Origin of the sequence: Pseudomonas sp. BN606, from assembly GCF_029873115.1 — a bacterium.
In the GTDB taxonomy this organism is placed as follows: Bacteria; Pseudomonadota; Gammaproteobacteria; order Pseudomonadales; family Pseudomonadaceae; genus Metapseudomonas.
On record NZ_SSOF01000052.1, the window covers coordinates 86,359 to 112,945 of the forward strand.

Genomic DNA, 26,587 nt, shown 5'->3' on the forward strand with positions numbered 1-26,587 from the left:
TTCACTTCTCCTCTTGCTCGAGCAGCTCGCGGAAGCGGCTGCTGCCATGGCTGACGAAGCCCTGTCCTTCACGGATCACGAAGAAGGCGGCGATGCCATGGCGTTCAGCATAGGCCTCCCCCGCCTTCGGCCCCAGTACCAGCAGCAAGGTGGACAACCCGTCCGCCCTCAGCGCCGACTCATCCACCACGGTTACCGCCGCCAGGTTGTGGCTGATCGGCGACCCCGTTGCCGGATCCAGAGTGTGGGAGTAACGCTTGCCGCCCTTCTCAAAATAGTTGCGATAGTCGCCCGAGGTGGAAACGCCGACCCCATCGAGCTGGATGATCTTCTGCGCTACCTGCCGATCATCCCGCGGTGCTTCGATGGCGATGCGCCAGGGCGAGCCATCGGGTTTGCGGCCGAAGGCCTTCAACTCGCCCGTGATTTCCACCAGCGCACTGCCGACACCCAGCTCACCCAAATGTGTCACCACGCGATCAACCGCATAGCCAGCGGCGATGCTGTTGAAGTCAAGTTGCACCGGTGCGTCCTTGCACAGCTCCTGACCACGAATCGACAGGTGCTGATGACCGACATTGGCCTTCGCGGCAGCAATGGCTACGGCACTGGGTACCTGCTCGCCACGTGACTGAGGGCCGAACCCCCAGAGGTTGAGCAGCGGCTCCACCGTCATGTCGAAGGCGCCATTGCTGTCCTTTGACAGGTCGCCGGCGAAAGACACCAGCTCCAGCATCGGGGCAGGCAGTGCCATGCAGCTGCCTGCCGGCAAGGCGTTGAAACGCTCCACTTCGGAGTCGGCGCGGTAGGTGGACATCTGCAGGTCGATTTCCTTCAGGATGCCTTCCACCTCGTGGCGGACCCGCTCGACCGACGGGCCGGAAGCGTTGCGCACGTACTTCACCGAGTAGCTGCTGCCCATGGTGGGGCCGCTGAACTGCTCCAGGCTATCGCCACACCCGGCCAGCAGGAGACTGGCCGAGAACATCAGCGCGATCGGCCTAGCCACCGAAATCATCCAGCAGGATATTGTCCCGCTCCACGCCGAGGTCGGTGAGCATCTTGATCACCGCAGCGTTCATCATCGGCGGGCCACACATGTAGAACTCGCAATCCTCGGGGGCCGGGTGGTCCTTGAGGTAGTTCTCATAAAGGACGTTGTGGATGAAGCCCTTCAGCCCACTCCAGTTGTCCTCCGGCTGCGGGTCGGACAGCGCCAGGTGCCACTGGAAGTTCGGATTCTCGGCGGCCAATTGGTCGTATTCCTCGGTATAGAAGGCTTCGCGCAGGGAACGCGCGCCATACCAGAAGCTGATCTTGCGCTTTGAACCCAGGCGTTTGAGCTGGTCGAAAATGTGCGAGCGCATGGGCGCCATGCCCGCACCACCACCGATGAAGACCATTTCCGCTTCGCTGTCCTTGGCGAAGAACTCGCCGAAGGGGCCATAAACGGTAACCTTGTCGCCTGGCTTGAGACTGAAGACCCAGGAAGACATCTGCCCAGGCGGCAAGTGATCCTTGCCTGGCGGGGGCGAGGCGATACGGATGTTGAATTTGACGATGCCCTTCTCATCCGGGTAGTTGGCCATGGAGTAGGCGCGGATCACCGTCTCCTCGACTCTGGATACGTACTTCCACTGGTTGAACTTGTCCCAGTCGCCCCGGTATTCGGGCTGAATATCGAAGTCCTTGTAGGCCACCTGGTGTGGCGGGCATTCCAGCTGTACGTAACCACCAGCGCGGAAGTCCACGCTCTCGCCTTCCGGCAGGCGCAGCGTCAGCTCCTTGATGAAGGTAGCCACGTTGGGGTTGGACTCCACCGTGCACTCCCACTTCTTCACACCGAAGACTTCTTCCGGCACCTCGATATGCATGTCCTGTTTCACCGGGGTCTGGCAGGACAGGCGCCAGCCTTCCTTTGCTTGGCGGCGGGTGAAGTGGGACTCCTCGGTGGGCAGCATTTCCCCACCGCCGCTCTCGACGACGCACTTGCACTGGGCACAAGTACCGCCGCCGCCACACGCGGAAGACAAAAAGATGTTATGGGATGCCAGGGTCTGCAGCAGCTTGCCGCCGGCGGGCACAGTGATGGTCCGCTCGCCGTTGATCACGATATTCACGTCGCCGCTGGACACCAGCTTGGCGCGGGCCGCCAGGATGATCACCACCAGCCCGAGGACGATGGCGGTGAACATGCCGATGGCGAGGAAGATTTCGAAACTCAGCATGTCCGTTCCTTAGAGCTGCACACCGGAAAACGACATGAAGCCGAGCGACATCAGGCCGATGGTGATGAAGGTGATGCCGAGGCCCTGCAGGCCCTCGGGGACATCACTGTATTTCAGCTTCTCGCGGATACCCGCCAGCAAGGCGATAGCCAAGGCCCAGGAGAAGCCGGAGCCGACGCCGTAGACCACGCTCTCGCCCAGGTTGTAATCACGCTCCACCATGAACAGCGAGCCGGCCATGATGGCGCAGTTCACCGTGATCAGCGGCAGGAACACACCGAGGGCGTTGTAGAGCGAGGGCACATATTTGTCGAGCAGCATCTCGAGGATCTGCACGATGGCGGCGATCACGCCGATGTAGCTGAGCAGGCCAAGGAATGACAGGTCCACGTCCGGTAGACCTGCCCAGGCCAGGGCACCATCCTTGAGCAGCAGACTGTAAAGCAGGTTGTTGGCCGGCACGGTGATGGCCTGCACCACGATCACCGCGATACCCAGGCCAATAGCGGTTTCCACTTTCTTCGAAATGGCGATGAAAGTGCACATGCCAAGGAAGAAGGCCAGCGCCATGTTCTCGACGAACACGGCCTTCACGAACAGGCTGAGGTAGTGCTCCATCAGTAGGCCTCCTTGTTGGATACCTGGGGCGCGATCCTGTAGGACGGAGCCTCCTTCTGCTCGGTCTTCCAGCTACGCAGCGCCCAGATGATCAAGCCGATCAGGAAGAAGGCTGAGGGTGGCAACAGCAGCAGGCCATTGGGCTGGTACCAACCACCGTCGTTGATCACCGGCAGGACCTCGTAGCCCAGCAGCTTGCCGGCGCCAAGCAATTCGCGAATGACACCGAGGACGATCAGCATGGCGCTGTAGCCCAGGCCGTTGCCAATGCCATCGAAGAAGGACAGCAGTGGCGGATTGGCCATGGCAAACGCTTCCGCGCGGCCCATCACGATGCAGTTGGTGATGATCAGGCCGACGAACACCGACAGCTGCTTGGAGAGGCTGAAGGCGTAGGCCTTGAGCACCTGGTCGACCACGATCACCAGCGAGGCGATGATCACCATCTGCACGATCATGCGGATCGAGCTGGGGATCTGGCTGCGGATCATCGAGATGAACAGGTTGGAGAAGCCGGTCACCAGGGTCAGGGCGATGGACATCACCAGCGCGGTCTTCAGGTTGGAAGTGACCGCCAGCGCCGAGCAGATCCCCAGTATCTGCAAGCCGATGGGGTTGTTGTGCAGGATCGGGTCCAGCAGGACCGACCGGATAGTGGGTTGCGCCATGCTCATGCCTCCCCGTCGCTCAGCCTGGCCAGGAACGGACCAAAGCCGTTCTTGCCAAGCCAGAAATGCAGCAGATTGTTGACGCCCTTGCTGGTCAGCGTGGCGCCGGCCAGGCCGTCGACCTGATGTCGGGCGTTCGGCGACTGCGCGTCGACACTGCCCTTGATGATCTGGACAGCCAGTTGGCCCTGTTCGTCGAACAGGCTCTTGCCGTTCCACAGCGCCTTCCATTTCGGGTTGTCCACTTCGCCACCCAGACCCGGGGTCTCGCCATGCTGGTAGAAACCCAGGCCGACCACGGTATCGAGGTCACCCTTGAGCGCCAGGAAGCCGTACAGGGTCGACCAGAGGCCGTAGCCACGCACGGGCAGGATCAGGGTCTGCAACTTGCCATCCTGCTCCACCAGGTAAACGGTGGAGAAACGCTCGCGACGCTTGATAGAGGCGGTGTCCTGCTCAGCCGACAGCGCATCGGACAGCTTCGGATCCTTGGCGGCCTTCAGCGGGTCGAACCCGGCGGCCTGGATATCGGCGGCATAGTCACCACTGTTCAAGTCAACAACCTTGGCGGAGATGCGCTCGGCGTAGAGCTTCTTGACCTCATCGGCAGACATGCCCGGCTGCGCCAGACCCGCGATGGTCAGAATGCTGCGCTGTTTGTCCAACTCGCGGTTTTCCACCTGGATGGGCTTAAGCGCGATGGCGCCACCTGCCACGAACACGGAACACACCAGGCAGACCACCAGGGCCACCATCAGGGTGCGGACAGTGGATTCCTTCTGGTTAGCCATTGCGTGCCAGCCTCCGCTTGATATTGGCCTGGACCACGAAGTGGTCGATCAGGGGCGCGAACAGGTTGGCGAAGAGAATCGCCAGCATCATGCCCTCCGGGAAGGCCGGGTTGACCACACGGATCAGCACCACCATCAGGCCGATCAGTGCACCGAACAGCCATTTGCCGGTGTTGGTCATGGAGGCAGACACCGGGTCGGTGGCCATGAACATCATGCCGAAGGCGAATCCACCCAGAACCAGATGCCAGTACCAGGGCATGGCGAACATTGGATTGGTGTCCGAGCCGATGGCGTTGAACAGCCAACTGGTGGCGATCATGCCCAGCATCACACCAGCAACGATTCGCCAGGCCGCGATGCGGGTCACCAGCAACACGCCGCCACCGATCAGGATGGCCAGGGTGCTGGTTTCACCGATGGAGCCCTGGATGGTGCCGAGGAAGGCGTCCATCCAGCTGATGCCATGGCCGACGATATTGTCGACGCCGCCCGCGGCACCGAGGCTCAGCGAAGTGGCGCCGGCGAATCCGTCCACAGCGGTCCAGACCGCGTCACCGGAAATCTGTGCCGGGTAGGCGAAGAACAGGAAGGCGCGGCCTGCCAGAGCCGGGTTTAGGAAGTTCTTTCCGGTACCGCCGAAGACCTCCTTGCCCAGCACGACGCCGAAGCTGATACCCAGCGCGACCTGCCAAAGTGGAATGCTTGGCGGCAGGGTCAGGGCAAAGAGCACGGAGGTGACGAAGAAACCTTCGTTCACCTCATGGCGACGGATCGAGGCGAACAGGACTTCCCAGAAGCCGCCGACAATGAAGGTCACGGCGTAGATGGGCAGGAACCAGGCGGCCCCCTGGACGAAGTTGTCCCACAGGCTGTTCGGGTCGAACCCGGCCAGGGCTCCGATCAACGCGAAGCGCAAGCCCTCCTGGGCCGCCAGTAGGTCTGGGCTTTGCGCGAACACCAGGTTGGCCTGGTAGCCGACGTTCCACATGCCGAAGAACATCGCCGGGAAGGTGCAGAGCCAGACGGTGATCATCATGCGTTTCAGGTCGATGCCGTCGCGCACATGGGCGGTGGTTCGGGTCACATTGGCGGGGCGATAGAAGAAGGTGTCTACCGCCTCGTACAGTGCGTACCACTTTTCATAGCGACCACCCTGCTCAAAGTTGTGCTCGATCCGATCGAGGAATTTACGCAGGCCCATGTCAGCCCTCCTTCTCAATACGGCTGAGGTTGTCCCGCAGGATGGGGCCGTATTCATACTTGCCGGCGCAGACGTAGCTGCATAGGGCCAGGTCTTCTTCATCCAACTCCAGGCAACCGAGTTTCTGCGCCATTTCGGTGTCACCGACGATCAGGTAGCGCAGAAGCTGCGTGGGCAGGATGTCCAGGGGCATCACCGCCTCGTAGTTGCCCACCGGCACCATGGCGCGCGGACTGCCGTTGGTAGAGGTGCTGAATGCGAACTTGCGACTGCCCAGCAGTCTGGAAACGAAGATGTTCAGCACCGAATGCTTGTTCATCCCGGCACGCAGGTAGTGCAATAGCTCGCGGTCGTTACCTTCGCGCAGACAGGAAACTTGCAAGTGGTAACGACCGAGATAGGCGCAAGCACCACGGGATGTGCGGCCACCCAGCAGGGAGCCGGAAACCACGCGGTTAGCACCGGATTGCAGCTCGCCAGCGGTGAGCTCATCCAGGCTGGCCCCCAGACGTGTTCGCACCAGACGCGGTTTCTCCACCACAGGGCCGGCGAGCGAAATCACGCGTTCAACCCAGAGGCGGCCGGTGGTGAACAGTTTGCCGATGGCAATCACGTCCTGATAACCGATGTGCCAGACGCTCTTGCTCACACTGACCGGATCGAGGAAGTGGATATGGGTTCCTGGCAGCCCGGCGGGGTGCGGGCCGGCAAACGACTCACGATGAACCTTGGCCAGGCCTTCACCCGGCAGTGCAGCGCCTTCTGCCTTGCAGAGAAAGATGCGGGCCAACCTGGAGAGGACTTTCAGGCCGTGCTCGAAGTCCGCGGCATGCCCGGCGATCACGACAGCAGGATCGGCGGCCAAGGGATGGGTATCCATGGCGGTGACGAAGATGGAACTGGGCGTGGCATCGATAGCTGGCACGCGGCTGAAGGGCCGAGTACGAAAGGCGGTCCAGAGACCGGAGGTAACCAGGTTATGACGCACTTGCTGTGGGTCGAGCTGGTCGAGCCTTTCGGCGGAATAATGCTCGAAACAAACCTCGTCATCGCCGTCGAGATCGATCACCACCGATTGCAGCACGCGCTGTTCGCCACGGTGGATGGCGCTCACTAGGCCGGCACCTGGCGCGGTATAGGTCACGCCGGGTGTTTTCTTGTCGGAGAACAGCGGCTGGCCGAGCTTGACCCGGTCCCCCACCTGAACATCCATGGTCGGCTTCATGCCGTGGTAATCGAAGCCGATGACGGCAACGCTCCGAACCGGGCGCCCAGCCTCGATTCGTTGAGCCGGCTCACCCGCCACTGGCAGGTCCAGCCCTCGCTTGATTCTGATCATAGGTTTCGCCTGAAACAGGAATTCTGCTCGAAATGCCTTGGCTCGATAGCCCGATAGAACACCGTCGCACCTGCCTGAGCAGGTACGGACGCACTACATCCCGAACGATTAAGCAGCGGATTATAGAGAGCCAGCCCTACCGTCGCCACTTGAGCCCTTTCATTTCATAGACTTAGGAAACAACGAGCAACAGGTCGTCCACTACTGAATCGTGGGTCATCTCATTCGCACTGGACATTGCCGTAACGCACGCCCCCCATCGGCGCGTGGATACAATGAAAAACGGGAGCCGTTGGCTCCCGTTCTTCGTTCCGCATTCCGCATCAGTGGGCGACAGCACGCTCGGCGGTGCGCTTGAAGTAGTAGCAAACGCCGATCAGCGCCAGCCAGAACGGAATAGCGTAGACCGAGACATTGATACCCGGAATCATCAGCATCACACCGAGGATCAGCGCCACGAAGGCCAGGCACATGTAGTTGCCTACCGGATACCAGAGTGCCTTGAAGAACGGCTGAATACCCTGCGACTGCAGAGACTTGCGGAACTTCAGGTGCGACAGGCTGATCATCGCCCAGTTGATCACCAGCGCCGCCACTACCAGAGCCATCAGCAGCTCCAGCGCCTTTTGCGGCGCCAGGTAGTTGACCACCACACAAAGAAGCGTGATCAAGGCGGAAACCCCGATGGCCAGCACCGGCACCCCACGGTCGTCCACCTTCATCAGCGCCTTGGGCGCATCGCCTTGCTCCGCCAGGCCGTAGAGCATCCGGCTGTTGCAGTAGACGCCACTGTTATAGACCGAGAGCGCAGCGGTCAGTACCACGAAGTTGAGGATGTGTGCTGCAGTATCGCTGCCGATCAACGAGAAGATCTGCACGAAGGGGCTACCGCTATACGGATCGCCAGCGGCGCCCAGGGTTTCCAGCAGCTTGTCCCACGGATAGAGCATCAACAGCACGCTGAGCGCGCCGATGTAGAAGATCAGGATGCGATAGATCACCTGATTGATGGCCTTGGGAATCACCTTCTTCGGCTCGCTGGCCTCGGCGGCGGTAATACCCACCAGCTCCAGGCCACCAAAGGAGAACATGATGATGGCCAACACCATCACCAGACCTTCGATTCCGTTGGGGAAGAAACCGCCATGGCTCCAGAGATTGTCCACCGCGGCCTGGGGCCCGCCTTCTCCGCTGACCAGCAGGTAGATACCCAGGATGATCATGCCGATGATGGCCACCACCTTGATCAGGGCGAACCAGAACTCCGCCTCGCCGAATACCTTCACGTTGGCGAGGTTGATCAGGTTGATCAGTACGAAGAACACCGCGGCCGACACCCAGGTCGGTACTTCCGGCCACCAGAACTGGATGTACTTGCCCACCGCCGTTAGTTCGGCCATGCCCACCAGGACATAGAGCACCCAGTAGTTCCAGCCGGCGAGAAACCCCGCGTACCCCCCCCAGTACTTGTGGGCGAAGTGACTGAAGGAACCCGCAACCGGCTCCTCGACGATCATCTCGCCCAGCTGGCGCATGATCAGGAAAGCGAAGAATCCGGCAATGGCATAGCCGAGAATCATCGACGGCCCCGCCGACTTGAGCACCCCGGCCGACCCCAGGAACAGGCCGGTTCCGATAGCTCCGCCCAGCGCGATAAGCTGGATGTGGCGGTTTTTCAGGCCCCTTTTGAGCGGCCCTTGGTGAAGGTGATGTCCTTCCATCTGGGTAATCCCCAAGCGATTCTTGTTATCCGATTACAGACCCAATAATGAAAAACGGGAGCCCGAGAGCTCCCGTTTTTCATTTTCAAACGCTTAGCGCGGGAAAGACGGCGGGTTGACTCCGGCCATGTCTTCCATCACGCGAACCACCTGGCAGCTGTAACCGAATTCGTTGTCGTACCAGACGTACAGGACAACGCGGTTGTCATTGCAGATGGTGGCCTCGGCGTCTACCACACCGGCGTGGCGGGAGCCGACGAAGTCGGTGGAGACCACTTCCTGGGAAGCGACGAAGTCGATCTGCTTCTGCAGGTCAGAGTGCATGGCCATCTGGCGCAGGTACTCGTTGATCTCTTCGCGGTTGGTGGCCTTTTCCAGGTTCAGGTTCAGGATGGCCATGGAGACGTTCGGCGTCGGGACGCGGATCGCGTTACCGGTCAGCTTGCCCTTCAGAACCGGCAGAGCCTTGGCGGCAGCGGTAGCGGCGCCGGTCTCGGTGATCACCATGTTCAGCGGCGCGGCACGGCCACGACGGCTGCCCTTGTGGAAGTTGTCGATCAGGTTCTGGTCGTTGGTGAACGAGTGAACGGTTTCGACGTGGCCGTTGACGATGCCGTACTGGTCGTTCACTGCCTTCAGCACCGGCACGATGGCGTTGGTGGTGCAGGAAGCGGCCGAAACGATCTTGTCGTCAGCGGTGATGTCGCCATGGTTGATGCCGTGGACGATGTTCTTCAGCGCACCCTTGCCCGGAGCGGTCAGGATCACGCGGTCGACGCCGGGGCACTTCAGGTGCTGGCCCAGGCCTTCGGCGTCGCGCCACTTGCCGGTGTTGTCGACCAGCAGGGCGTTCTTGATGCCGTACTGGGTGTAGTCGATCGACGCCGGGTCGTTGGAGTAGATCACCTGGATCAGGTTGCCGTTGGCGGTGATGGTGTTGTTGGCCTCATCGATGGTGATGGTGCCGTCGAACGGGCCATGCACGGAGTCGCGGCGCAGCAGGCTGGCACGCTTTACCAGGTCGTTCTCGGCGCCCTTGCGGACAACGATGGCGCGCAGGCGCAGGCCGTCGCCACCACCGGTCTTCTCGATCAGGATGCGGGCCAGCAGGCGACCAATGCGGCCGAAGCCGTACAGGACAACGTCGGTGCCTTCGCGGGCGCCGCCATTCTGCTTGCCAACCACATCGGCCAGCTCGTCCTTGGTGAACTGCTCGATACTGCGGCCTTTGCCTTCAGCCTTGAACTTGGCAACCATCTTGCCCAGGTCCACGGAAGCGCTGCCCAGCTTGAGCTCGCTCATGGCCTTGAGGATCGGGAAGGTTTCGTGAACCGACAGCTCAGCTTCCCCCGCCAGGCGGTGACGGGCAAAGCGGTGAGCCTTGAGAATGGCAATCACGGAGCGGTTGATCAGGCCACGGCCATAGATCGAAGTCACAACATTGTTGTTGCGATACAGCTGGCCAATCATCGGAATCATGGCTTCCGCGAGGGCTTCACGATCGATCCATTCACCGAGACACTGGTCGGGCTTCTGAGTCACGGGCAGTACCTTCCACATGTAGGGGATGAAAAAAGGGGCTACATTATGACGGCGCACGCAGGCGCCGGCAATCAGCAGCGGCCCCAACACTGACATCCGCTAGTCGGGATAGTTACAATCCGCCGATCTTTTTCCGACCGGAGCCTCTTGCCCGTGTCCGTATTGCGCCTCCCGCCCCTCCCCTCCGCCGCTGGCAAGCAGCACTGGGGCAATCTGCCCGGTGCCGCACTGAGCCTGGCCATCGCCGAAGCCGCCAGCGCCGGTAAGCGATTCACCCTGCTGCTGACCGCTGACAGCCAAACGGCCGAGCGACTTGAGCAGGAACTGGGTTTTTTCGCCCCGGACCTCGATGTCCTGCATTTCCCCGATTGGGAAACGCTGCCCTACGACCTTTTCTCGCCGCACCAGGACATCATTTCCCAGCGTGTCGATACGCTTTATCGGCTGCCCGGGGTCAAGCGCGGCGTACTGGTGGTCCCCATCACCACGGCCCTGCACCGCCTGGCGCCAACTCGTTTCCTGCTCGGCTCCAGCCTGGTACTGGATGTCGGCCAGAAACTGGATGTGGAACAGATGCGCCTGCGCCTGGAAGCGGCCGGCTATCGCTGCGTGGACACAGTCTACGAGCATGGCGAGTTCGCCGTGCGTGGCGCGCTGATCGACCTGTTCCCCATGGGCAGCGACCTGCCCTACCGGATCGACCTGTTCGATGACGAGATCGAAACCCTGCGCACTTTCGATCCGGAAACCCAGCGTTCGGTGGACAAGGTGGAGTCCATCCGCCTACTGCCGGCGCGCGAGTTCCCGCTGGACAAGAAGGCGGTCACTGACTTCCGCGGCCGCTTCCGCGAGCGTTTCGACGTCGACTTCCGCCGTTGCCCGATCTATCAGGATCTGGCCAGCGGTATTACCCCCGCGGGGATCGAGTACTACCTGCCGCTGTTTTTCGAAGAGACCGCAACCCTCTTCGATTACCTGCCAGCGGACACTCAGGTGTTCTCCCTGCCAGGTATCGAGCAGGCGGCCGAGCAGTTCTGGAGCGACGTACGCAACCGCTACGAAGAACGCCGTGTCGACCCGGAACGCCCTCTGGTACCGCCCGCCGAAGTGTTTCTGCCGGTGGAAGACTGCTTCGCCCGCCTGAAGGGTTCGCCCCGCCTGATCCTGAGCCAGGAGGACGTCGAGCCCGGCGTCGGCCGCGAGCGCTTCTCCGCTCGCGCCTTGCCCGACCTGGCGATCCAGGCCAAGGCCACCGAACCCCTGGCAGCCTTGCGCCGCTTCATCGACGAATTCCCCGGCAGAGTGCTGTTCAGTGCTGAATCTGCTGGTCGCCGCGAAGTACTGCTGGAGATGCTCGCACGCCTGAAACTGCGCCCGCTGGAAGTCGAGGGGTGGCCGGAATTCGTCGCCAGCTCCGAGCGCTTGGCCATCACCATCGCACCACTGGATGAAGGTCTGCTGCTGGACGACCCGGGCCTTGCACTGATCGCCGAGAGCCCGCTGTTTGGCCAGCGCGTGATGCAGCGCCGCCGTCGCGAACGTCGCGGCGATGCCGGCGACAACGTGATCAAGAACCTGGCCGAGCTGCGCGAAGGCGCTCCCGTCGTGCATATCGATCACGGCGTGGGCCGCTACCTGGGGCTGATCACCCTCGAGATCGACGGCCAGGTTGCCGAGTTCCTCGCCCTGCAATACGCCGAGGAAGCCAAGCTCTACGTCCCGGTCGCCAGCCTGCACCTGATCGCCCGCTACACCGGCAGCGACGATGCCCTTGCGCCCCTGCACAGACTAGGCTCCGAAGCCTGGCAGAAGGCCAAGCGCAAGGCCGCCGAGCAGGTGCGCGACGTTGCCGCCGAACTGCTGGACATCTACGCACGTCGCGCCGCCCGCGAAGGCTATGCGTTCAAGGACCCGACGGTGGACTACGCCACCTTCTCCGCCGGCTTCCCCTTCGAAGAAACCCCGGACCAGCAGTCCGCCATCGAGGCCGTGCTGGCCGACATGCTGGCTCCCAAGCCCATGGACCGCCTGGTTTGCGGCGACGTCGGCTTCGGCAAGACCGAAGTGGCCATGCGCGCGGCCTTCGTCGCCGTCCACAGCGGCAAGCAGGTTGCGGTGCTGGTGCCCACTACCCTTCTCGCCCAGCAGCACTACAACAGCTTCCGCGACCGCTTCGCCGACTGGCCGGTGACCGTGGAAGTGATGAGCCGCTTCAAGTCCGCCAAGGAAGTGGAAGGCGCGGCGCAGCAGCTGGCCGAAGGCAAGATCGACATCATCATCGGCACCCACAAGCTGCTGCAGGACGATGTGCGCTTCAAGAACCTGGGCCTGGCGATCATCGACGAGGAACACCGCTTCGGCGTGCGCCAGAAGGAACAGCTGAAGTCCCTGCGTAGCGAAGTCGACATTCTCACCCTCACCGCCACGCCCATCCCGCGTACCCTGAACATGGCTGTCGCGGGCATGCGCGACCTGTCGATCATCGCCACGCCGCCGGCACGCCGCCTGTCGGTACGCACCTTCGTCATGGAGCGACAGAACACCGCCATCAAGGAAGCCCTGCTTCGCGAGCTGCTACGCGGTGGTCAGGTCTACTATCTGCACAACGAGGTGGCGACCATCGAAAAATGCGCCGCCGAGCTGGCTGAACTGGTACCGGAGGCTCGCATTGCAGTCGGTCACGGCCAGATGCGCGAGCGCGAGCTCGAGCAGGTGATGAGCGACTTCTACCACAAGCGTTTCAACGTACTGGTGGCCTCCACCATCATCGAAACCGGTATCGACGTACCCAGTGCCAATACCATCGTCATCGAGCGCGCCGACAAGTTCGGCCTGGCCCAGCTGCACCAGCTGCGCGGGCGGGTCGGCCGTAGCCACCACCAGGCATACGCCTACCTGCTGACGCCGCCGCGCAAGCAGATGACGCCGGACGCCGAGAAGCGCCTGGAGGCCATCTCGAACGCCCAGGACCTGGGTGCCGGTTTCGTCCTCGCGACTCACGACCTGGAAATCCGTGGCGCCGGCGAACTCCTTGGCGATGGCCAGAGCGGACAGATCCAGGCGGTCGGTTTCACCCTCTACATGGAAATGCTCGAACGTGCGGTGAAGGCGATCCGCAAGGGTGAGCAGCCGAACCTGGAGCAACCTCTGGGCGGCGGACCGGAAATCAACCTGCGCGTGCCGGCGCTTATCCCCGAGGATTACCTGCCGGACGTGCATGCTCGTCTGATTCTCTACAAGCGCATCGCCTCGGCGGCCGACGAAGATGGCCTGAAGGAGTTGCAGGTGGAGATGATCGACCGCTTCGGCCTGCTGCCTGAACCGACCAAGCACCTGGTGCGCCTGACCCTACTCAAGCTGCAGGCGGAAAAGCTCGGCATCAAGAAAGTCGATGCAGGCCCGCAAGGTGGCCGCATCGAGTTCGACGCCACCACCAGCGTCGACCCGCTGGTGCTGATCAAGCTGATCCAGGGCCAACCCAAGCGCTACAAGTTCGAAGGCGCCACCCTGTTCAAGTTCCAGGTGCCAATGGAGCGCCCGGAAGAACGCTTCAACACCCTTGAAGCCCTGTTCGAACGCCTGACCCCGCAGTAGTCTGCGGAATGATTGCCCCCTATAAGGAACAACCCATGCGTGCCATCCGTAACTTCGCCCTGCTGCTCGCCCTTCTGGCCCCGGCAGCCTTCGCTGACGGCCTCTATTCGGTGGAGATGATCATCTTCCGCCAGGCCGGCGACCCCATCCCCGCCAGCCAGTCGGCTCCGGACGATTGGGCGACAGGCAGCCAGTCCATCGCCGGCAGCGAGCGCGGCACCGCACTGGATGGTGAAGCAGCCAAGCTGAACCCCAACGCTGGCTACGAGGTCCTGCTGCACAAGGCATGGTCACAGAACCTGTCGGCCATGGAGAACAAGGTCTCGGTCACTTCCGGCGAGCAACAGCTGGGGCATTTCCCAGTCGAAGGCACGCTGGCCCTAACCCTCGATCGCAGCGTCGATGCTCAGGCCGACTTCTGGATCAACCAGTTCGACAGTAGCGGCCTCATCAGCAGCAGCGAGCGCCTGCGCCAGGGCACCCGCCTGAAGAATGGTGAGCTCACCTACCTCGACCACGGCAACCTGGGCATCCTGATCCGCATCAGCCCCCTCTAAGGCGCCATGAGTGCCCTGCTCGACCAACTGAGGCAACTGGACTGGCGCCTGGATTTCGATCCAGGCGCTCTTTCCCGTGGCCTCAGATACGCAACGGAAAACCGCATCCGTCTGCTCAGCCTCAGCGACAAGGCCATCGAAACCAGCTGCGAAGGGTCCGAAGGTCACTTCTATACCCAACTGATCCGCCTAGCCCCCCAGGGACTGGGCATCGTCGGCCGTTGCAGCTGTCCAGTGGGCTTCAACTGCAAGCACTGCGTTGCCGCCATAAGCCATCTGCTCACCCAGCCCGCGTCCGGCTGGCAAGCCAATACTCCGCCCAGCGAACGCCTGATCGATGACCTCCAACCCGTTCCGCACCTGATCCTCGGGAGCCATGCGCAGAGCCAGTACGACCTGCGCAGCGGGCGCATGGTCGGCAGCCAGCAGCACCGCGCCGGACTGGTGTTCGATTACGGCGGCGCCCACACCCATGGCAAGACGGCGAAACCGGAGCGCTTGCATCACCGCACCAATGGCGAACGCCTTTCCATCTCACGCCACCCGAAAGCCGAGCAGGCCTTGCGGGATGTTCTACGCCAGCACGGTTTCAAGGAAGCCCTGCGGCAGAGCCTGGCGCTGCCCGCCAACAGCGCCGAGATGTTCGAGCTACCCAGCGATGAGCAATGGCTGCATTTCATGCGCGAGCAATTGCCGGCTCTTCGCGAGCAGGGCTGGCATATCGATATTCGTCCCGGCTTCCAGTTCGACCTGTCCCAGGTCGAGGGCTGGTACGCCGAAGTGGAAGAAGCGCCCGGCCGTGAATGGTTCGACCTGGAACTGGGCATTGTCGTCGAAGGCCGCAGAATCAGCCTGCTTCCGGTACTGTTGCGCCTGATCCAGCGCAATCCCGAGCTGCTCGACCCGCAGAACCTGCAGCGCCGAAAGGACGACGAACAACTGCGCCTGCAACTGGATGCCACCCGCGCGGCGGACGGGCGCCCCTTGCAGGTTATGCTGCCTTTCTCTCGACTAAAGCCCGTTCTGACAACGCTGGGCGAGCTCTACCAACGCGACCAGGACCCGTCCCAGACCCTGCGCCTGGCACGCCCCGACGCTGCGCGCCTGAGCCAGCTCGAAGGGCTGGACCTGCACTGGCAGGGCGGTGAAGAACTTCGAGATCTGGCGCGCAAACTACGCGACAGCAGCAAGGCCGCCTGCAGCCCGCCAAAGGGCCTGAATGCCGAACTGCGCCACTACCAACTCGAAGGTCTGGCCTGGCTGCAAACCCTGCGAGAAGTCGGAGCCGGCGGCATCCTCGGTGACGACATGGGTCTGGGCAAGACTCTGCAGACCCTCGCCCATCTTCTGTTGGAAAAGGAAGCCGGCCGCCTCGACCGCCCGGCCCTGGTGGTAATGCCCACCAGCCTGATCCCCAACTGGCTGGACGAGGCTGCACGCTTTGCGCCGGACCTGCGCGTCCTCGCCTTGCATGGCCCCAGTCGAAAGAAAGCCTTCGCGCGGATGGCCGAGCATGACTTGTTGCTGACCACTTACGCCCTTCTCCCGCGGGATCTGGAACAGTTCGCTGAACTGCAGTTGCACGCCCTGATCCTCGACGAAGCGCAGTACATCAAGAACCACGCCAGCAAAGCAGCCCAAGCGGCACGCCAACTGCAAGCCCACCAGCGCCTGTGCCTTACCGGCACGCCACTGGAAAATCACCTGGGCGAACTCTGGTCGCTGTTCAACTTCCTGATGCCCGGCTGGCTGGGCGACAGCCAGGGCTTCCTACGCAACTACCGGACGCCCATCGAGAAACACGGCGACGCCACCCGTCTGGCACACCTCAATGCCCGCCTCAAGCCTTTCCTGTTGCGCCGCAGCAAGGAAGCCGTGGCCACCGAACTGCCGGCCAAGAGCGAGATCACCCAGTGGGTCGAACTCAGCGACCGCCAACGCGACCTCTATGAAACAGTGCGCCTGGCCATGGATCACAAGGTCCGCGACGAGATCGACCGCAAGGGCCTGGCCCGCAGCCAGATCGTTATCCTCGAGGCCCTGCTGAAGCTGCGCCAGGTGTGCTGCGACGCGCGACTGATTGAGGAAAGTGGCACTCGCTCGCGAGGCAGCAGCTCGGGCAAGCTGGATAGCCTGATGGAAATGCTCGAAGAACTGATCGCCGAAGGCCGCAAGGTGCTGCTGTTCTCGCAGTTCACCAGCATGCTGTCGCTGATCGAGGATGAGTTGCGCAAACGCGCGATCGAGTATGTGCAGATCACCGGCGACACCCGTGATCGCCGGACGCCCGTACAACGCTTCCAGAACGGTGAAGTGCCGCTGTTCCTGATCAGTCTGAAAGCTGGCGGAACTGGCCTTAACCTCACTGCCGCCGACACGGTTATCCACTACGATCCGTGGTGGAACCCGGCGGTGGAGCGCCAGGCGACAGACCGCGCCTATCGCATTGGCCAGGACAAGCCGGTGTTTGTCTATCGGATGATTTCGCGCGGGACCGTGGAGGAGAAGATCCAGCAACTGCAAGCGCAGAAGGCAGCGCTCGCAAGAGAGATTCTCGACGGCCGCGAGAAGGAAGGCTGGCGATTGGCGGAAGAGGACATCGACGCCCTCTTCGCCCCCCTGCCCCGAATTGTCTGAACCGGAGCACCGCAGCAGGCATCACACCGAGATGCCTGCTGCGGGACAGGACACGTCAGGCTTTCAGCACGTGGGCCAGGACGCTGCGAACCTTGCCGATACCCGCGGCCAGAGCGGCTTCGATCTCGGCCATGGTGATAATGCCTTCGGACTTTCCGGCAGCCGGATTGACCACCAGAGACAGGCACGCATAGGGCAGGTTCAACTCACGAGCCAGCGCAGCTTCGGGCATGCCGGTCATGCCGACAATGTCGCAGCCATCGCGCTCAAGGCGGGTGATTTCGGCAACGGTCTCCAAGCGTGGCCCCTGGGTGCAGCCGTAGACGCCGAAATCGCTATGCGGGAAATCGCAGGCATTCAGTGCGGAAAGCAACTGGCCGCGTAGCACTTCGTCATACGGGTGGCTGAAATCGATATGGGTGACGTGGTCCAGGTCACCCTCGAAAAAAGTACCGACGCGACCGTGGGTGTAGTCGATCACCTGATGCGGCACCACAAGGTGGCCGCTGCCCATGGCCGGATGAATGCCGCCCACCGCGTTCACCGCGATCACCGCCTGGGCGCCCGCATGCTTGAGGGCCCAGAGGTTCGCCCGGTAGTTCACCTGGTGCGGCGGAATGCGATGCGGGTGGCCATGGCGAGCGAGGAACAACACATCGTGCCCGGCGTACTCACCACGAACGATACCGGCCGAGGGTGCACCGTAAGGCGTGTCAGGATGCAGCAGCGCTTTCATGCTCAGGCCTTCGAGCTGGGTCAGGCCTGTACCACCAATGATGGCGTAGACGGTCATGTCGGTTCCTCAATCGATCAACTGGGCTTCACGCAATGCTGCAGTCGCCTGCAGCCAGCGGGGGTCCTGGCGGTATTCGGTACCGGGGAAAGCGCGGCGGCGCATGCGCGCGAGGCTGGCCGGCGGCGTCGCTCCCAAGCGCTGCAGGCGCTCCAGGGCCAACTCGGCGGCTGCGCGATCGTTGCACACCAACCCCATGTCGCAACCCGCGGTCAGGGCTGCCTCGATGCGCTCGGCGGCGTCGCCCACCACATGGGCACCGGCCATGGACAGGTCATCGCTGAAGATGACGCCGGAGAACTTCAGTTCCCCACGCAGGATTTCCTGCAGCCAACGCCGGGAGAAACCAGCCGGCTGGTTATCCACCTTCGGGTAGATGACGTGGGCGGGCATCATGCCGTCCAGCTCGGACGCAAGGCGGGCGAAGGGGATCAGGTCGCTCGCTCGAATCTGCTCAAGGCTGCGCTCGTCCGTGGGAATCGCCACATGAGAATCGGCCTCCGCCCAGCCGTGTCCAGGGAAGTGCTTGCCGGTAGCAGCCATGCCGGCCTCACGCAGCCCACGGATGAACGAACCAGCCAGACGCGCAGCGCGTTCGGGGTCGCCTTCGAACGCACGACTCCCCACCACAGCGCTGCGCTGGTGGTCGAGATCCAGCACCGGGGCAAAGCTGATGTCCAAGCCTACCGCCAGTACTTCGGTCGCCATCAACCAGCCGCACTGTTCAGCCAGTTGCTCCGCGTTGTCGTTGTCGGCCAGGGCCCGCATCGCGGGAAGGCGCAGGAAACCCTGTCGCAGGCGCTGTACGCGGCCGCCTTCCTGATCGACGGAAAGAATCAGGTCCGGACGAACGGCACGGATGGACGCACAAAGCTCGCGTACCTGACGCGGGCTTTCGATATTGCGGGCGAAGATGATCAGACCGGCAACTTCTGGCTGTCGGAGGATCTGCCGATCCTCAGCGGTCAACCAAGTGCCGCCGATATCCAGCATCAGGGAACCTTGCATTAATAATCCTTAAGAGAGTTGCGCCGCCGCCCAGTCCGGGCAGGGCGCTTCGTCAATGCGTACCGCACAGTGGACGGGCACTCGATCGAAGAGTTCCAGCACATCCGTATTGCGCAGACGAATGCACCCATGGGAACGAGGCACGCCCATTGGCTCGGTATCTGGCGTGCCATGCAGGTAGATATAGCGGCGGAAGCTGTCGACACTACCAAGGCGGTTGCGACCTGGCTCTCGACCGCTGAGCCACATAATGCGACTCAGTATCCAATCCCTTCCCGGAAAACGCCCGTGCAGCTCGACATTCCAGACCTCACCAGTCCAGCGCCGACCACGCAGCACCGCCCCCAAGGGCAGACCGCCGCCAATCTTCGCGCGAACCTGGTGAAGTCCACGGGGCGTGCAATTGGAGCCATTGGTCTCACCCGCACCGTTGAGCGCGGTAGAGACAGACATGCGCAGCACCAACTGCCCGTCGGCAAAGCCGTAGAGCTGCTGGTCAGCGATGGAGATATGCAGGAGATCAAGGTATTGCATGGGCCGCAAGCTTAGCCGATCAGCCCGCTCGCGCCCATATGGTTTTAAGCCTTGGCGGGGGCTGCCGGGGCCTTGCTCCGTGGTTTCAGCATTGCGCTCGCCAGCACCTCGTCGGTAACGCCGGTCTCGGCACGCATGCCGGCCGCCAGGAAGGGCACCATCAGTCGCATGACTTGTTCGATCGAGGTATTCACGCCAAAGTCGTTTTCCGCCATGGCACGCAACGCCTTGATCCCAGACATGCTGAATGCCGCGGCGCCAAGCATGAAGTGCACCCGCCAGAACAGCTCCAACGGGGGAACCCTTGGTGCAGACTCATTTACCAGCAGCATGTAACGACGGAAGACCTTGCCGTAAACCTCTTCCAGATACTTGCGCAAGTGCCCCTGGCTCTGACTGAATGCGAGACCGAGCAAGCGCATGAAGATAGAAAGGTCATTTCCGCTACGAGGCTTTACCGCAAGGGCCTGCTCGACGAGCATTTCCAGCAACTCCTCGAGGCTGGCCTTGTTTTCGGCCTTGGCCTGGCGACGATCCAGCTCTCGCTCCAGGCTCTGACAGAAGGGGCCAAGGAAACGCGAGAAGACCGCCTGAATCAACGCCTTCTTCGAACCGAAGTGATAGTTCACCGCCGCCAGATTGACCCCAGCTTTGCTGGTGATCAGGCGCAACGAAGTCTCGGCGAAGCCCTTCTCCGCGAACAGCTGTTCCGCAGCATCCAGAATGCGTTCTACGGTTTCCGACTGGGCCATGGCTCCTCCGCCTGACAAACACTTGTTTGAAACATACGTTTCATCCGGTCAGATTGTCAAGTCGACCTCACCACTATCTGACGCAACGGTCATTCTCCCGGGCAGTGCGCCAAAGGGGTGTCTCGATTATTCCTCCCTCTTCTTCCTTCGCCACAAAAAGAAGCATTGCCAAGCCCAAATCACTGTATATAATCCCAGCAACTGTATAAAAAAACAGAGCGCCTCCATGCTGAAACTGACGCCCCGCCAAGCTGAGATTCTCGCATTCATCAAGCGCTGCCTTGAAGACAATGGCTTCCCTCCGACTCGAGCGGAGATAGCTCAGGAACTTGGCTTCAAGTCACCCAACGCCGCCGAAGAGCATCTCAAGGCGCTGGCACGAAAAGGTGCGATTGAGATGACCCCGGGTGCTTCCCGCGGCATTCGCATCCCCGGCTTCGAGCCCGGCAACAGCGAAGATGATGGACTGCCGGTGATTGGCCGCGTCGCTGCAGGCGCGCCAATCCTCGCGCAGCAGAACATCGAGGAATCTTGCCGCATCAATCCCGACTTCTTCCATCCCCGAGCCGACTACCTGCTGCGCGTTCGCGGCATGTCGATGAAAGATATCGGCATCTACGACGGAGACCTGCTCGCCGTCCATAGTACCCGCGAAGCCCGAAATGGCCAGGTTGTCGTAGCTCGCCTGGGCGAAGAAGTCACGGTCAAGCGCTTCAAGCGTGAAGGCGAAAAGGTCTGGCTGATTGCCGAGAACCCGGAGTTCGCCCCAATCGAAGTCAACCTGGATGAACAGGATCTGGTGATCGAAGGTTTGAGTGTCGGCGTGATCCGCCGTTAAAGGAGGCCCTATGCAGTTCCCGCAGTCGCTTGGTCGGTCACAGCTCCCTCTGTTCCACGAGGCCATCCTGGCCAATCCCGTGGCGCCGCTGCTGACCGATGTGGTCGAAGAAACCAGCAAGGAAGAACCAGACGCGTTCAGTGAACTGTCGCTGCGCGGCGCTGCCGGGCATTGCCGCAGCCTGCTCGCCTCGATATTGCGGGAACTAAGTGAAGAGAAAGACGCACGCTGGCTGACACTGATCGGCGCCCCCGCTGGCCTCTCCCGGGATTGGCTGCGCGAGTCCGGCCTCAACCGCGAACGCATCCTGATCCTGCAACCACGCGGAGAGCAAAGTGCTCTTGAGCTGGCTTGCGAAGCCCTGCGCCTAGGCCGCAGCCATACGGTTGTGAGCTGGCTTCAGTTGGGACAACGGGCCAAACGCCAACTGGCCCAAGCTGCACGCCAAGGCGACGCGCAAAGCCTGAACGTTCTACTGGGATGAAAGGTTTCTGGGCCCCTGATGATCGCAGCGCCCCTCTGACACGAGACGGTAACCGGATCAGCGGAAGATCTGGCCCCAGAGATCAATGCAGGACGCGCGGACCATCCTGGTGGTCCATCTCTCCTTCAGCCAGTCGGCCAGCCATCTGAACACCGACATTCAGCATGGCTTTGGCGACTTCTAGGTGATGCCCCTGAAGGAAAGCCTTGGCATCGGCGGAGAAGTCCAGCGTAACCAACGCCTCCTCGTCCTCAGCCCGGCGCAGAATGATGCGCCCGTCAGGCAGTTCGACTATTTCCAGAAAGGACGTAGGCATAAGTTCATATCTCCACGAAAGGCGGCCATTGTAGCAGCCAGCCGCCAGCACGCCCTAGCCCGTCGATCAAATCAGCACTCGCTGAGTGTTTCCCGGAAGCGCAACGCAAGCGATTTCAGATTTTGCCGCCATGATTCCAGGACTTCACGCGACAACGGCTTTTCTTCCTCATCTATGCTGACTGCGGTGATCAACGGTAGAGTCGGGTCGATCTTTGCCTGCTTCGGCGCCTGAGGTGGCTGGAATAATGCGCGATAAGCAAAGAGCAGCTCAGCCAGCCATGTTTCACGCTGCTGGGCCAACTCCACCAACTCAGCCAGCTCAGGACTAGGCGCAGCAGCCAGGACTTCCGGCGTCAGTAGCAACTCGACTCGCGGCGCACCTGCTTCTGGAAGGCGATAGTAACCGGCAATTTCGTGGCACAGGCCAAGAAGCGCACCGTAGAGGTGGAACAGTACCGCCTCGCGCTCGGATTGCACCAACGCCTGGGCATTCATGGCCTTGCCCTCTTCCGCCTTGCTCCAGGACTCCAGCGACAGGCCAGCGAAGAAGATTTTCTGGTTGGTGCGGGTATAAAGCTCATGGGCCATGACGGCGCCCTCCACAGGTGACCCCGGCAGTATATGCGCGCCCGTAAACGGACGCGCTAGAGGCGGTCAGCGCTTGTCTTCGACCTTCCACTTGCCGCCATCGAAGAAGGCGCGCCAACCGGTTGGTTTGCCTTCGACCTCGGTCTGCACATATTGCTCCTTGGTCTTGCGGCTGAAGCGGATCACCGCCGGGCGCCCCTCCGGGTCTTTCTTCGGCGCATCCAGCAGGTAGTGATACTTGGCATCCAGCTCGTCCTTGTGCGGAATCAGCTCCTGAACCAAGGGGGCGCGCGTTTCGCGATTCTTCGGGAACTGGCTGGCTGCCAGGAACAGGCCGGAAGCACCATCACGCAGCACGTAGATGTCATCGACCTTCTCGCATTTCAATTCCGGCATACGGATCGGATCGATCTTCGGCGGCGCTGCTTCACCGCTCTTCAGCAACTTGCGGGTGTTCTTGCAGCTCGCGTTGGTGCAACCGAAGAACTTGCCAAACCGACCCGTCTTGAGCTGCATCTCGCTACCGCACTTGTCACACTCCAGGCTCGGACCTTCATACCCCTTGATGCGGTACTGGCCCTGCTCGATCTCATAGCCTGAGCAATCCGGGTTGTTGCCACAGATATGCAGCTTGCGGGTTTCATCCAGCAGATAGGCGTCCATCGCAGTGGCGCAGATCGGGCAACGATGCTTGCCGCGTAATACGCGGGACTCCGACTCACCTTCGTCGTCCGCGGCAATCTCATCGCCCGGCACTAGGTTGATGGTGGCCTTGCAACGCTCTTTCGGCGGCAGGCTATAGCCCGAGCAACCAAGGAACACGCCGGTAGAAGCGGTACGGATCATCATTGGGCGACCGCAGTCACGGCAGGAAATATCGGTCGGGGTTGGCTGGTTGGCACGCATGCCCTTGTCAGCGCCTTCCGCCAGCTCGAGCTTCTTCCTGAAGTCGCCATAGAACTCGTCCAGCAGATGCTTCCAGTCACGCTCGCCCTGGGCTACGTCATCCAGATGCTCTTCCATGCCGGCGGTAAAGCCATAGTCCATCAGGTTGGCGAAGCTTTCGTTCAGCCGCTCGGTGACGATGTCGCCCATCTTTTCCGCGTAGAAACGACGGTTGTGCACCGTTACGTAGCCGCGCTCCTGAATGGTGGAGATGATTGCCGCGTAGGTGGACGGACGACCAATGCCCCGCTTTTCCAGTTCCTTCACCAGGCTGGCCTCGGAGTACCGCGCCGGCGGCTTGGTGAAGTGCTGGCTGGGCTCGAGGTTGAGTAGCTTGAGCAGTTCGCCCTCGCTCATTTCCGGGAGTACGTCATCCTCGCCAGGCTTGCTCTGCTGTGGCAGGACGCGAGTGTAACCATCGAACTTGAGAATGCGCCCCTTTGCACGCAGCTCAAACTTGCTGGCAGTGACGCTGACGCTGGTGGACAGGTATTCCGCCGGCGGCATCTGGCAGGCCACGAACTGGCGCCAGATCAGGTCATACAGGCGCTCGGCATCACGCTCCATACCAGACAACTGAGTGGGACGCAGATTGACGTCGGACGGGCGAATGGCCTCGTGCGCTTCCTGAGCGCCTTCCTTGCTGGAATAGACGTTTGGCTTGGACGGTAGGTACTTCTGGCCGAATTCCCCCTCGATGAAGCCACGCACCATGGTGATGGCATCGGCCGAGAGGTTGGTCGAGTCGGTACGCATATAGGTGATGTAGCCGGCCTCGTAGAGGCGCTGGGCCATCATCATGGTTTTCTTCACCCCGAAGCCCAGGCGATTGCTCGCGGCCTGTTGCAAGGTGGATGTAATAAACGGCGCGGAGGGGCGACTGGAGGTTGGCTTGTCTTCGCGCTTGGCAACGGAGTAACTGGAAGCCTTGAGCTTCTCCAGCGCCGCCATGGCCTGGGATTCGTTCAGCGGCTTGAAGGCCTCGCCGTTCTCACGCGCCACTTCGAAACGCACCTTCGCGCCCTTGGCGGTGCCAAGGTCAGCGTGCACTTCCCAGTACTCTTCCGGAACGAATGCGCGGATCTCGCGTTCGCGCTCCACCACCAGCTTCACCGCTACTGATTGCACGCGACCGGCAGACAGGCCACGAGCAATCTTCTGCCAGAGCAACGGCGAGACCATGTAGCCCACGACGCGGTCGAGGAAGCGACGGGCCTGCTGGGCGTTCACGCGGTTGATATCGAGGTCGCCGGGCTGGGAGAAGGCTTCCTGAATGGCCTTCTTGGTGATCTCGTTGAACACAACGCGCTTGTAGCGGCTGTCATCACCACCGATGGATTCCCGCAGGTGCCAGGCAATGGCCTCCCCTTCGCGGTCCAAGTCGGTTGCGAGATAGATGGTGTCGGCATCCTTGGCCAGGCGGCGCAACTCGTCGATCACCTTCTCCTTGCCGGGCAGGATCTCGTACTTGGCTTTCCAACCGTGCTCTGGGTCGACGCCCATGCGAGCAACCAACTGGCGCTTGGCTTTCTCCTTGGCGGACAGGACCGGCGCTTCGCCAGCAGTCTTGCCGCGCTTGGCCGGCTCCTTGGCGGTACTGGCTGAACCGCTGGTAGGGAGGTCACGGATATGGCCGATGCTCGACTTCACCACGTACTGGTTGCCCAGGTACTTGTTGATGGTCTTGGCCTTGGCCGGGGATTCCACGATGACCAGCGATTTGCCCATGGATCGGTGTGTTCCTGATTGAAGAATGTAAAAGGCGGGTGCCGCCCGTCGCGGCACCGCTATATATAGTGGCCAGTGCGAAGCGGTCAAGCGCGCCCCGGCTGTCCTCGCCGCCCCTCAGGGCTGAGGAAATAGGTCCGGCTCCGCACTCATCAAGGCGAAGCGCGCAATCTGCTCGCCGTCCACCTGAACCGTTTCGGTGAACATGCTGAGCGGTCGCACCCAAAGGCCGAATTCGCCATAGAGGGCCTGGTAGACCACCAGTTCTTCCTCCGTCTCGGAATGTCGTGCAATACCGATGACACGGTACTGCTGACCCTTGTAGTGACGATAGAGACCCGGTTGCAGGCTCATGATTGCCTCACAGTGATGAATGCAGGCTAGCCCGCAAAGGTTGCGCATGGTGCCGCGTGATGCGACTCGAAGCCAGCCCTTACACGAAAATTCCTGCGAAGTATCTCCACATGAAAGCAAAAACCGGGGCACTGGGCCCCGGTTTTCTCATCCTGCGTGCGCTTATACGCGCTCGAAGATGGTGGTGATGCCCTGGCCGAGACCCACGCACATGGTGGACACGCCCAGAGTACCGCCGTTCTGCTTCATCACGTTCAGCAGGGTACCGGAGATACGGGCACCAGAGCAGCCGAACGGGTGACCCAGGGCAATTGCACCGCCGTGCAGGTTGACCTTCTGTTCCATCTTGTCGAGGAGCTTGAGGTCTTTCAGCACCGGCAGGGCCTGGGCAGCGAAGGCTTCGTTGAGTTCGACGAAGTCGATGTCGTCCATGGTCAGGCCAGCGCGTTTCAGCGCCTTCTGGGTGGACGGCACGGGGCCGTAACCCATGATCGCCGGATCTACGCCGGCAACCGCCATGGCACGTACTACGGCCATCGGCTGAATACCCAGGTCCTGGGCACGCTGGGCGCTCATCACGATCATGCAGGAAGCGCCGTCAGTGATCTGCGAGGAAGTACCCGCAGTCACGGTGCCGCCTTTCGGGTTGAACGCTGGCTTCAGGCTGGCCAGGCTTTCCAGGGTGGTCTCCGGACGAATGGTCTCGTCAAAGTCGAACACCTTCAGGAAGCCGTTCTCGTCGTAGCCTTGCATCGGGATGATTTCATCCTTGAACTTGCCTTCGACGGTGGCCTTGTGGGCCAGTTGGTGCGAACGCACACCGAACTGATCCTGGGCTTCACGGCTGATGCCATGCATCTTGCCGAGCATTTCGGCGGTCAGGCCCATCATGCCGGACGCTTTGGCGGCATACAGGGACATATGCGGGTTCGGATCAACGCCGTGCATCATGCCGACGTGGCCCATGTGCTCCACACCGCCGACCACGAATACGTCGCCGTTGCCGGTCTGGATGGCCTGCACGGCGGTGTGCAGGGCGCTCATGGAGGAACCGCACAGACGACTGACGGTCTGGCCGGCGCTGGTGTGAGGGATCTGGGTCATCAGCGACGCCATGCGTGCGATGTTCCAGCCCTGCTCCAGCGTCTGGTTAACGCAGCCCCAGATCACATCCTCGACTTCCGCCGGGTCGACCTTGGTGTTGCGCTCCAGCAGCTTGCTGATCAGGTGCGCCGACATATCTTCGGCGCGGGTGTTGCGGTGCATGCCACCCTTGGAGCGACCCATCGGGGTGCGGCCGAAGTCGACAATGACTGCATCTCTAGGATTCAGGCTCATATTCTTCA

Annotated in this window: 23 protein-coding genes; 5 read left to right on the forward strand and 18 right to left on the reverse strand. The window is 61.6% G+C overall.

The window, feature by feature from the left end:
- Position 1: 1 nt before the first annotated feature.
- The 9 genes from E8E75_RS08080 to E8E75_RS08120 form a co-directional block, all read right to left on the reverse strand.
- Complete coding sequence (locus tag E8E75_RS08080; RefSeq protein WP_256673203.1) at positions 2 to 1,018, reverse strand: FAD:protein FMN transferase; 1,017 nt, start codon at positions 1,016 to 1,018, stop codon at positions 2 to 4.
- The gene (gene nqrF / locus E8E75_RS08085; protein WP_153921106.1) at positions 1,002 to 2,228 is read right to left on the reverse strand and encodes an NADH:ubiquinone reductase (Na(+)-transporting) subunit F; all 1,227 of its coding nucleotides are present in this window, start codon (positions 2,226 to 2,228) and stop codon (positions 1,002 to 1,004) included. Before nqrF ends, E8E75_RS08080 begins: the two co-directional genes overlap by 17 nt.
- A 9-nt stretch (positions 2,229 to 2,237) precedes the next feature.
- On the reverse strand, positions 2,238 to 2,846 hold the full coding sequence (gene nqrE / locus E8E75_RS08090; RefSeq protein ID WP_069083249.1) for an NADH:ubiquinone reductase (Na(+)-transporting) subunit E: 609 nt from the start codon (positions 2,844 to 2,846) through the stop codon (positions 2,238 to 2,240).
- On the reverse strand, positions 2,846 to 3,520 hold the full coding sequence (locus E8E75_RS08095) for an NADH:ubiquinone reductase (Na(+)-transporting) subunit D (protein WP_174235579.1): 675 nt from the start codon (positions 3,518 to 3,520) through the stop codon (positions 2,846 to 2,848). The genes nqrE and E8E75_RS08095 overlap by 1 nt, the downstream gene beginning before the upstream one ends.
- Positions 3,517 to 4,305: a Na(+)-translocating NADH-quinone reductase subunit C gene (locus tag E8E75_RS08100; protein ID WP_120651644.1), complete on the reverse strand. Its 789-nt coding sequence runs from the start codon at positions 4,303 to 4,305 to the stop codon at positions 3,517 to 3,519. Before E8E75_RS08100 ends, E8E75_RS08095 begins: the two co-directional genes overlap by 4 nt.
- Positions 4,298 to 5,509 carry an NADH:ubiquinone reductase (Na(+)-transporting) subunit B gene (locus E8E75_RS08105; RefSeq protein WP_120651645.1) on the reverse strand — a complete coding sequence of 404 codons (1,212 nt, stop codon included), beginning with the start codon at positions 5,507 to 5,509 and terminating at the stop codon, positions 4,298 to 4,300. The genes E8E75_RS08100 and E8E75_RS08105 overlap by 8 nt, the downstream gene beginning before the upstream one ends.
- 1 nt (position 5,510) lies before the next feature.
- Positions 5,511 to 6,848 carry a Na(+)-translocating NADH-quinone reductase subunit A gene (locus E8E75_RS08110; RefSeq protein WP_153921101.1) on the reverse strand — a complete coding sequence of 446 codons (1,338 nt, stop codon included), beginning with the start codon at positions 6,846 to 6,848 and terminating at the stop codon, positions 5,511 to 5,513.
- Between the two features lie 323 nt (positions 6,849 to 7,171).
- On the reverse strand, positions 7,172 to 8,569 hold the full coding sequence (locus E8E75_RS08115; protein WP_120651647.1) for an amino acid permease: 1,398 nt from the start codon (positions 8,567 to 8,569) through the stop codon (positions 7,172 to 7,174).
- Between the two features lie 93 nt (positions 8,570 to 8,662).
- Entirely contained in the window at positions 8,663 to 10,129 is a 1,467-nt protein-coding gene (locus E8E75_RS08120; protein WP_153921204.1) for a glyceraldehyde-3-phosphate dehydrogenase, read from the reverse strand.
- A gap of 135 nt (positions 10,130 to 10,264) precedes the next feature.
- On the opposite strand from E8E75_RS08120, the gene mfd reads away from it, so the two are divergent.
- Genes mfd through E8E75_RS08135 form a run of 3 tightly spaced genes read left to right on the forward strand, consistent with a single transcriptional unit; the run spans position 10,265 to position 16,899 of the window.
- Positions 10,265 to 13,705, forward strand: coding sequence for a transcription-repair coupling factor (gene mfd, locus E8E75_RS08125; protein ID WP_280358489.1), 3,441 nt, complete (start codon positions 10,265 to 10,267; stop codon positions 13,703 to 13,705).
- A gap of 35 nt (positions 13,706 to 13,740) precedes the next feature.
- Positions 13,741 to 14,262 (forward strand): CsiV family protein, encoded by a 522-nt coding sequence (locus E8E75_RS08130; protein WP_120651649.1) that lies wholly within the window; start codon positions 13,741 to 13,743, stop codon positions 14,260 to 14,262.
- Between the two features lie 6 nt (positions 14,263 to 14,268).
- Entirely contained in the window at positions 14,269 to 16,899 is a 2,631-nt protein-coding gene (locus tag E8E75_RS08135; RefSeq protein ID WP_178123552.1) for a DEAD/DEAH box helicase, read from the forward strand.
- A 55-nt stretch (positions 16,900 to 16,954) separates the two neighbouring features.
- Here E8E75_RS08135 and E8E75_RS08140 read toward each other — a convergent pair whose 3' ends face one another.
- Genes E8E75_RS08140 through E8E75_RS08155 form a run of 4 tightly spaced genes read right to left on the reverse strand, consistent with a single transcriptional unit; the run spans position 16,955 to position 19,986 of the window.
- Entirely contained in the window at positions 16,955 to 17,692 is a 738-nt protein-coding gene (locus E8E75_RS08140) for an S-methyl-5'-thioinosine phosphorylase (protein ID WP_120651650.1), read from the reverse strand.
- A 9-nt stretch (positions 17,693 to 17,701) separates the two neighbouring features.
- Positions 17,702 to 18,700: a beta-N-acetylhexosaminidase gene (nagZ, locus tag E8E75_RS08145; RefSeq protein WP_153921097.1), complete on the reverse strand. Its 999-nt coding sequence runs from the start codon at positions 18,698 to 18,700 to the stop codon at positions 17,702 to 17,704.
- Positions 18,701 to 18,709: 9 nt separating this feature from the next.
- On the reverse strand, positions 18,710 to 19,234 hold the full coding sequence (locus E8E75_RS08150) for a L,D-transpeptidase (RefSeq protein ID WP_120651652.1): 525 nt from the start codon (positions 19,232 to 19,234) through the stop codon (positions 18,710 to 18,712).
- 44 nt (positions 19,235 to 19,278) lie between these two features.
- Positions 19,279 to 19,986 carry a TetR/AcrR family transcriptional regulator gene (locus E8E75_RS08155; protein ID WP_120651653.1) on the reverse strand — a complete coding sequence of 236 codons (708 nt, stop codon included), beginning with the start codon at positions 19,984 to 19,986 and terminating at the stop codon, positions 19,279 to 19,281.
- Positions 19,987 to 20,212: 226 nt separating this feature from the next.
- Here E8E75_RS08155 and lexA point away from each other — a divergent pair, with 226 nt between their 5' ends.
- On the forward strand, positions 20,213 to 20,824 hold the full coding sequence (gene lexA, locus E8E75_RS08160) for a transcriptional repressor LexA (RefSeq protein WP_120651654.1): 612 nt from the start codon (positions 20,213 to 20,215) through the stop codon (positions 20,822 to 20,824).
- Between the two features lie 10 nt (positions 20,825 to 20,834).
- Complete coding sequence (gene sulA, locus E8E75_RS08165) at positions 20,835 to 21,308, forward strand: SOS-induced cell division inhibitor SulA (RefSeq protein ID WP_120651655.1); 474 nt, start codon at positions 20,835 to 20,837, stop codon at positions 21,306 to 21,308.
- Between the two features lie 82 nt (positions 21,309 to 21,390).
- Here the strand turns inward: sulA and E8E75_RS08170 are convergent, their stop codons facing one another.
- The 5 genes from E8E75_RS08170 to fadA all read right to left on the reverse strand — a co-directional run bounded on the left by E8E75_RS08170 (position 21,391) and on the right by fadA (position 26,579).
- On the reverse strand, positions 21,391 to 21,624 hold the full coding sequence (locus E8E75_RS08170; RefSeq protein ID WP_077525348.1) for a hypothetical protein: 234 nt from the start codon (positions 21,622 to 21,624) through the stop codon (positions 21,391 to 21,393).
- A gap of 71 nt (positions 21,625 to 21,695) precedes the next feature.
- Complete coding sequence (locus E8E75_RS08175; protein WP_153921095.1) at positions 21,696 to 22,214, reverse strand: DUF6586 family protein; 519 nt, start codon at positions 22,212 to 22,214, stop codon at positions 21,696 to 21,698.
- A gap of 66 nt (positions 22,215 to 22,280) precedes the next feature.
- Complete coding sequence (gene topA / locus E8E75_RS08180; protein WP_153921093.1) at positions 22,281 to 24,887, reverse strand: type I DNA topoisomerase; 2,607 nt, start codon at positions 24,885 to 24,887, stop codon at positions 22,281 to 22,283.
- A 117-nt stretch (positions 24,888 to 25,004) separates the two neighbouring features.
- Positions 25,005 to 25,241 (reverse strand): DUF1653 domain-containing protein, encoded by a 237-nt coding sequence (locus E8E75_RS08185; RefSeq protein WP_153921091.1) that lies wholly within the window; start codon positions 25,239 to 25,241, stop codon positions 25,005 to 25,007.
- Between the two features lie 162 nt (positions 25,242 to 25,403).
- A complete protein-coding gene (gene fadA / locus E8E75_RS08190; protein WP_120651659.1) occupies positions 25,404 to 26,579 on the reverse strand; it encodes an acetyl-CoA C-acyltransferase FadA in 1,176 nt (391 codons plus the stop codon).
- Positions 26,580 to 26,587 lie beyond the last annotated feature (8 nt).

Coding starts and splice junctions, on each gene's coding strand:
- nqrF (WP_153921106.1), bottom strand. CDS start 2,228: ATGCTGAGTTTCGAAATCTTCCTCGCCATCGGCATGTTCACCGCCATC.
- E8E75_RS08130 (WP_120651649.1), top strand. CDS start 13,741: ATGCGTGCCATCCGTAACTTCGCCCTGCTGCTCGCCCTTCTGGCCCCG.
- topA (WP_153921093.1), bottom strand. CDS start 24,887: ATGGGCAAATCGCTGGTCATCGTGGAATCCCCGGCCAAGGCCAAGACC.
- E8E75_RS08100 (WP_120651644.1), bottom strand. CDS start 4,305: ATGGCTAACCAGAAGGAATCCACTGTCCGCACCCTGATGGTGGCCCTG.
- E8E75_RS08135 (WP_178123552.1), top strand. CDS start 14,269: ATGAGTGCCCTGCTCGACCAACTGAGGCAACTGGACTGGCGCCTGGAT.
- E8E75_RS08080 (WP_256673203.1), bottom strand. CDS start 1,018: ATGATTTCGGTGGCTAGGCCGATCGCGCTGATGTTCTCGGCCAGTCTC.
- E8E75_RS08110 (WP_153921101.1), bottom strand. CDS start 6,848: ATGATCAGAATCAAGCGAGGGCTGGACCTGCCAGTGGCGGGTGAGCCG.
- sulA (WP_120651655.1), top strand. CDS start 20,835: ATGCAGTTCCCGCAGTCGCTTGGTCGGTCACAGCTCCCTCTGTTCCAC.
- E8E75_RS08155 (WP_120651653.1), bottom strand. CDS start 19,986: ATGGCCCAGTCGGAAACCGTAGAACGCATTCTGGATGCTGCGGAACAG.
- E8E75_RS08095 (WP_174235579.1), bottom strand. CDS start 3,520: ATGAGCATGGCGCAACCCACTATCCGGTCGGTCCTGCTGGACCCGATC.
- lexA (WP_120651654.1), top strand. CDS start 20,213: ATGCTGAAACTGACGCCCCGCCAAGCTGAGATTCTCGCATTCATCAAG.
- E8E75_RS08150 (WP_120651652.1), bottom strand. CDS start 19,234: ATGCAATACCTTGATCTCCTGCATATCTCCATCGCTGACCAGCAGCTC.
- E8E75_RS08175 (WP_153921095.1), bottom strand. CDS start 22,214: ATGGCCCATGAGCTTTATACCCGCACCAACCAGAAAATCTTCTTCGCT.
- fadA (WP_120651659.1), bottom strand. CDS start 26,579: ATGAGCCTGAATCCTAGAGATGCAGTCATTGTCGACTTCGGCCGCACC.
- E8E75_RS08115 (WP_120651647.1), bottom strand. CDS start 8,569: ATGGAAGGACATCACCTTCACCAAGGGCCGCTCAAAAGGGGCCTGAAA.
- E8E75_RS08170 (WP_077525348.1), bottom strand. CDS start 21,624: ATGCCTACGTCCTTTCTGGAAATAGTCGAACTGCCTGACGGGCGCATC.
- nagZ (WP_153921097.1), bottom strand. CDS start 18,700: ATGCAAGGTTCCCTGATGCTGGATATCGGCGGCACTTGGTTGACCGCT.
- nqrE (WP_069083249.1), bottom strand. CDS start 2,846: ATGGAGCACTACCTCAGCCTGTTCGTGAAGGCCGTGTTCGTCGAGAAC.
- E8E75_RS08140 (WP_120651650.1), bottom strand. CDS start 17,692: ATGACCGTCTACGCCATCATTGGTGGTACAGGCCTGACCCAGCTCGAA.
- E8E75_RS08185 (WP_153921091.1), bottom strand. CDS start 25,241: ATGAGCCTGCAACCGGGTCTCTATCGTCACTACAAGGGTCAGCAGTAC.
- E8E75_RS08120 (WP_153921204.1), bottom strand. CDS start 10,129: ATGTGGAAGGTACTGCCCGTGACTCAGAAGCCCGACCAGTGTCTCGGT.
- E8E75_RS08105 (WP_120651645.1), bottom strand. CDS start 5,509: ATGGGCCTGCGTAAATTCCTCGATCGGATCGAGCACAACTTTGAGCAG.